This is a genomic window from Bradyrhizobium sp. CCBAU 11357, from assembly GCF_028128865.1.
In the GTDB taxonomy this organism is placed as follows: Bacteria; Pseudomonadota; Alphaproteobacteria; order Rhizobiales; family Xanthobacteraceae; genus Bradyrhizobium.
In genome coordinates, this window is sequence record NZ_LBJW01000058.1 from 1 (window position 1) to 5,519 (window position 5,519).

The following is a 5,519-nucleotide window of genomic DNA, read 5'->3' on the forward strand; positions in this document are numbered from 1 at the left end:
TCCTTCACCTCGCCGGAGGTCGCAGCTCGCGCCGTGTCGCCGGCCAGGCGGCGCTTGCCGGCCTCAAGAAACTCCTTGGACCAGCCGTAATACATCGAGGCGGCAATGCCTTCTCGGTGGCAAAGCTCGGAGATGTTCTCCTCGCCGCGCAATCCTTCCAGCACTATGCGGATCTTCTCTTCCGCCGAATAATGCCGGCGGGTCTGTCGCCTAATGTCCTTTATAACTTGTTCTGCCGGCGCTTTGCCCGGTCCGGATTTCTGCTTCATCCTCGCTCCTGGCGGCTACGATGAACCAGAAATCCTCCCTCGGCGAAATCCTACAATTTGTCTCACAGGTCCTGACGGCGAACTACGCGGCGCTGCCGCCCCCTCTAGGATAGAAACGAGTAACTTCTAGACTGTGGCCGGAAGGGAGCGGCCGACATGCTTCGGTGGCACGGGCGTCACCATGTTGCTTGTCAACGCGTGCGATGCAAGCACGTGCTGGGGCGTAGGACCGATGTGAGCGATGCGGAATGGTAGCAGCGGCTCGTTCCGGTTGCGGCGTGCCAGCTTTCAGCCCGAACGGGCAGATTGCCGAACTGCGAGGTACGTGCGTCAGCGCGAGCGTCTGCTGGAGTACGCGGCCTGCCTTCGTAGCTTCGGAATCGTCAGATAGACCTCGGCACTGGCCTGCAGCGTCCGATCTTAACTGCCAGCTCGAGTATCTTGCCGCGCCTTCCTGCGCTCGTACCGGCCAGCCCGCAAAGCCGGTCGGCTTCCGCCTCGAGCATTGGGTTCAACGTCTCTTCCACCGTCCCGCCGACCATCGCGAGGCAAATCTCTCCACAATCGGGCCGAGAATTGTAGCCGGCGCCACCGCGCGAACGCATCATGGATGCGTGTTTAGCTTGTATAATCAGTTCAGGAGCAGGTCGCTAATCCTTTTCGCATCGTGCCGGATCCGTCATCGCCGACTTGCTTCGCGCGAGCGAACCTTTGCGACATGGCCCGAGATCTCCACGACAAACTCTTCAGCTCAGCGAATGACTAAGTTGATGTTTTTCGCAAGCCTAAGCAGGAGTCGCGAGGGCAAGCGATCCCAGATGCAGATCAAGAGAGTGCGGCTGCCGTAAATGTGTCGAACCATAAGCCGCCGGCACAGACTGCTCCGGCAGCGCCGACTCCAACGTATCCTGTCAGAGCTTGCAAGACGTCTCCTCCAGGCGATTGGACTTGAGACGGCATAAACGGATCGGGTGAAGGCTCGTCAGGCTCGCCCTAGATTGACGACGGTCGCCCTAAGCTCGTCGAGCATGCCCGCGATCCCATCGACAAGTTCGTCGATTTGGTCCTTATCGACGATTAGAGGTGGGCACATCGCCAACGTATCATCTACATTCCGCAAGATAATCCCTCGCTCGTGCAGCAACCGGGCCGCGATCCTGCCGACGTCGCCCGGAGTAGTAGCGGCGACTTTCTTCTCCTTGTCCAGCACCAGCTCGATTGCCGCAATAAGGCCAACGCCGCGAACCTCACCAACGAGCGGATGGTTACTGAGCGTACGCAGCCGTTCCTGCATATAGGCGCCTATTCGGCCGACATTCGCAATCAGCCCCCGCTCGTCGATGAGTTTAAGCGTTTCGAGCGCGACGGCGGCTCCGACCGGGTGACCGCCGCCTGTGAATCCATGAGCGAGCACTCCAACCTTATTGCTCTCGTCCGCGATTGGTTCGAACATGTAATCATTCATTATGATCGCCGAGAGCGGAAAATAGCTGGACGTGAGCTGCTTCGAAACTACGATCACATCGGGCGCGATGTCGTAGGTTTCGCAACCAAACATTTTGCCGGTCCGGCCAAAGCCGCAAATCACCTCATCGGCAACCAAAAGGATGCTATGCTTTTTTAGTACCTTTTGGATCTTGTCCCAGTAACTTGGCGGCGGAACGATGACGCCGCCCGCGCCCATTACCGGTTCGCCGAAGAATGCTGCGATGGTATCGGGACCTTCGTGCCGAATCAGTGACTCGAGCTCCTCGGCTCGGCGCGTCGCAAAGGCCTCCTCCGATTCTCCGGCACGCCCTTCTTTGTAAAAATGCGGGGAGCCAGTGTGCAGAATGTTGGGCAGCGGTAGATCGAAAGAACGGTGGATGTCCGAGAGTCCGGTTAGGCTGGCCGTGGCGATCGTTACGCCGTGATAACTACGCAGCCGGCTGATGACCTTCTTGCGCTGAGGCTGGCCCAATGCATTCGAACGATAAGTGATCAGCTTCAGTACCGTGTCGTTCGCCTCCGAACCGGAGTTTGTGAAGAACACCTTGCTCATCGGCACTGGAGACATCTTCACGAGCTTCTCGGCGAGCTCAATGGAAGGCCCATTCGATCGTGATGCGAAGGTGTGATAGAAAGGGAGGACTTGCATCTGGCGATGCGCGGCTTCGATGAGCCGCTTCTCGCTAAAGCCAAGTCCCGCACTCCAGAGACCGGCCATCGCATCGAGGTAGCGCTTTCCCGCTGTGTCGAAGACATAGGGGCCCTCGCCGCGGTCAATTATGTGCGGTCCGGTCTGTTGGTGCGACCGCGCGTTTGTGTAGGCGTGGAGCTGATAGGCCGCATCTCGGGCCTGCTGAGAATTGGGCAGCATAGTCGTATCACACCATCGGTTCAGAACGAGCTCTCTGGGAACATTGATCGAGCGCTAACATCGTGAGACATTTAGAATGGACAAGCCAGTCGCCACCTGAGCCTGCGGCGCTGACTTGCCGCGGCTGGCCAGCCCCGGCACATAGCGATTCTATCTCTTGGAAGACGCGCGACGCACCTACCAGGACTGGTTGCTGACACAAACTCGACGCCGCAACTGACCGCACTTTGCAACTGTACGTCCATATGACTGACCAGTGGCAGCTCTCAATGTACAACCCAGTCCGCCAGCGTTGATCGATCGAGAGCGATGCCCTGGCGGGCATCGGGCGATGACTGCTCTCCTCGATCTTAGTGCCGTCCGGAAGCGTGATCTGGCGGCCTGGGAGGCTGCCGTGAATGAGCGTCACGATCGTGCGCGTGGGATCTGCCGCGACGGGATCAGGGCGGAAGATTGTCCCGGCGGTTGGACGCATGGACTTCCTTGAAGTGGACGCCGGATTTTGGACCGGCGGCTTAGGTGGTGCGGATGCCGTTCCGTTTTGATAAACGGAGCGGACCATGAAGAAGACGAGACGGACAATCGATGCGGCGCTGAAGGCAGAGATCGCCTTGGAGGCGCTGCGAGAACAATCAACGGTGACGGATCTGGTGCAGCGCTACCAGGTGCATGTGAACCAGATTTATGCCTGGAGGAAACAGCTTCAGGATCAAGCGGTTCGCGCGTTCGACCCGGGCACTGGTCGCGATGGCGAGGCGGCCCACGAACTGGAGGTCGAGAAGCTCCACGCCAAGATCGGACAATTGACGGTCGAGCGAGATTTCTTAGCCAGGAGGTCCGGAAGATGAGCGCGCCGGATCACCGAGGATTGCTTCAGCGCGATCATGGGAATCTATCGATCCGCCGGCAATGCCAACTGCTGGGCGTTGCGCGATCGAGCGTATCGGCCGCCGCGGCCGGCCAATGACAACGACCTTGAGCTGATGCGACGGATCGACCAGCTGTTCACGGCCTGGCCGTTCCTGGGCTCGCGGCGGATGACGGCGATGCTCAATGGCGAAGGCTGTCGCATCAATCGCAAGCGCGTGCAGCGGTTGATGCGCAAGATGGGCATCGCGGCGCTGGGACCAAAGCCCCAGAACCACAAAGCCGGCGCCGGGACACAAAATGTTCCCGTATCTCTTGCGCCATATGGTGATCGACCGGCCAAATCAAGTGTGGGCGGCCGATATCACCTATGTGCCGATCGGCCAGGCTTTTATATCTGGTGGCGATCATCGATTGGGCGAGCCGTGCGGTGCTGGCTTGGCGCCTGTCGAACACGATGGACACATCGTTCTGTGTGTCTGCGCTCGAAGAGGCCTTTGCGCGCTTCGGCCGGCCTGAGATATTCAATACCGACCAGGGCAGCCAGTTCACCAGCGCCGCCTTCACCGGCACGCTGGCCGCCACCGGCGTCAGGATCTGCCGCTAGATGGACAACGTGTTCATCGAGCGGCTGTGGCGCTCGCTCAAATACGAGGACATCTATCTCAAGGGTTATTCGGATGGCCACGAGGCCAAAGCCGGAATCGCCCGATGGATCGAGTTTTACAATTTCCAGCGCCCCCATCAGGCGCTGGAAAACCGCGCGCGAATGGCGGTCTGGCGGGCAGGTGTCACCGGCGCATTCGGCGAAGAGGCTGTGGATATGACGCTTCTCGCAAGCGAGAAGCTTGGACAACGCTGCGCGTTGCCCACATCCCCACAGCCAGGACAGCAGGAAGCAACAGTAGCGTAAAGTATTGGCAAGAACGAACGGCAGCAAGCTCCACTTAAGAAACCAGACCCCGTGGTCCTCAGCATAGGGTCCACTTCACTGTTACGAGGCCGGATCCGACTCGCTATTGCCTTCTCGCCTGATCCGCTCGCTCGGCCATGACAGCGTTGTCGCCATTGCTGAGTCCCAGGAACCCGCACGATCAGGCGAAGACGAACCGCCATGACGTCCTTTTCCTCGCCCGGCGCTTGAACCTGACGTTACGTCACGTTGTATGAGAGATTGGCCTCTGGCTTAATTCGGCGCTGCGCGGGTCGCGTCCACACATGCAGCCAGACCAACCTTCAACAATTAAGAGGTTCACGCGATGCTATTCTTCTTTTTGCTGTCGATCGCTTTCGCTATCATCGGCACAATTTACGCCGTGAGCGCATGGCTCTCCCGCCGCCCGCGCAGCCGCAACGTACTCTTCGTTCGTCCCACACACACGTCTAAGCGGAGACCGTTCTAAACTGACAAGAAGGAAGGGACCTCGTTGCGATACTGTCGATAAGGTAAATTGCCATCAACGACTCCTGCTTGAGCATTCCAGTTCGTGGTCGGGCAGGTGCTGTCGCGCGGCAGGTCGCGGACTGGGTCTATCACGACGAGCCGCGCAATCCGCATGATGGCGGCTCTGCGGCCCGTACTCGCACTGCCTCATCGGAGGATGAATTCTCGGGTGGTTTTCGAAACCCCTTCTTTTTCAAGCACCTGAACCCAGAAGCCGTCAAGGCCGGCCTGCTGAATCAAGACGATCGGATAGTTATGCCCGGTCTTAGCACGGCTTTTTTCGCGCAGCTTCGGAAACAGCGCGAACAATCCGGCCAGCTCTCCAGCTGATACCGAATGTTTCGACACCTTCTCACGGATTTCTGGTGACAACGAGGTTATCAGCCAAGCAGAGCGGCTGAGCTCTAACGAAACGAATCGGACCAAGATCGGTGCGGGAGGTGGTCGGCTGGGCGGATCGTCCGGTTGGATGCATGATCAACTTCGGGATGAGTGTTTACGAGCCCAATTGACCTGCCACTGCGTATTTCCTCCAGCAGGAGTTAACCGGCCCGAAGAAGGACGGACAGATGAAGCGAGT

General features: G+C 58.8%; 4 protein-coding genes and 1 pseudogene. 2 read left to right on the forward strand and 3 right to left on the reverse strand.

The window, feature by feature from the left end:
* Positions 1-269: transposase (locus XI05_RS09175; RefSeq protein WP_271500787.1), on the reverse strand; the 269-nt coding region annotated here is incomplete at its 3' end.
* Positions 270-1,251: 982 nt separating this feature from the next.
* Positions 1,252-2,628 (reverse strand): aspartate aminotransferase family protein, encoded by a 1,377-nt coding sequence (locus XI05_RS09180; RefSeq protein WP_271500790.1) that lies wholly within the window; start codon positions 2,626-2,628, stop codon positions 1,252-1,254.
* Between the two features lie 398 nt (positions 2,629-3,026).
* Between XI05_RS09180 and XI05_RS09185 the strand changes: the two genes are divergently transcribed.
* On the forward strand, positions 3,027-3,173 hold the full coding sequence (locus XI05_RS09185; RefSeq protein ID WP_271500792.1) for a hypothetical protein: 147 nt from the start codon (positions 3,027-3,029) through the stop codon (positions 3,171-3,173).
* A 15-nt stretch (positions 3,174-3,188) separates the two neighbouring features.
* Positions 3,189-4,258, forward strand: a pseudogene (locus XI05_RS09190) (IS3 family transposase); the annotation flags it as partial.
* An 828-nt stretch (positions 4,259-5,086) separates the two neighbouring features.
* On the opposite strand, the gene XI05_RS09195 reads toward XI05_RS09190, so the two are convergent.
* The gene (locus XI05_RS09195) at positions 5,087-5,311 is read right to left on the reverse strand and encodes a hypothetical protein (protein WP_442869247.1); all 225 of its coding nucleotides are present in this window, start codon (positions 5,309-5,311) and stop codon (positions 5,087-5,089) included.
* Positions 5,312-5,519: the final 208 nt, after the last annotated feature.

Bases quoted from the DNA above. Each gene is read 5' to 3' on its own strand.
- XI05_RS09180 (WP_271500790.1), bottom strand. From the start codon at position 2,628: ATGCTGCCCAATTCTCAGCAGGCCCGAGATGCGGCCTATCAGCTCCAC.
- XI05_RS09185 (WP_271500792.1), top strand. From the start codon at position 3,027: ATGAGCGTCACGATCGTGCGCGTGGGATCTGCCGCGACGGGATCAGGG.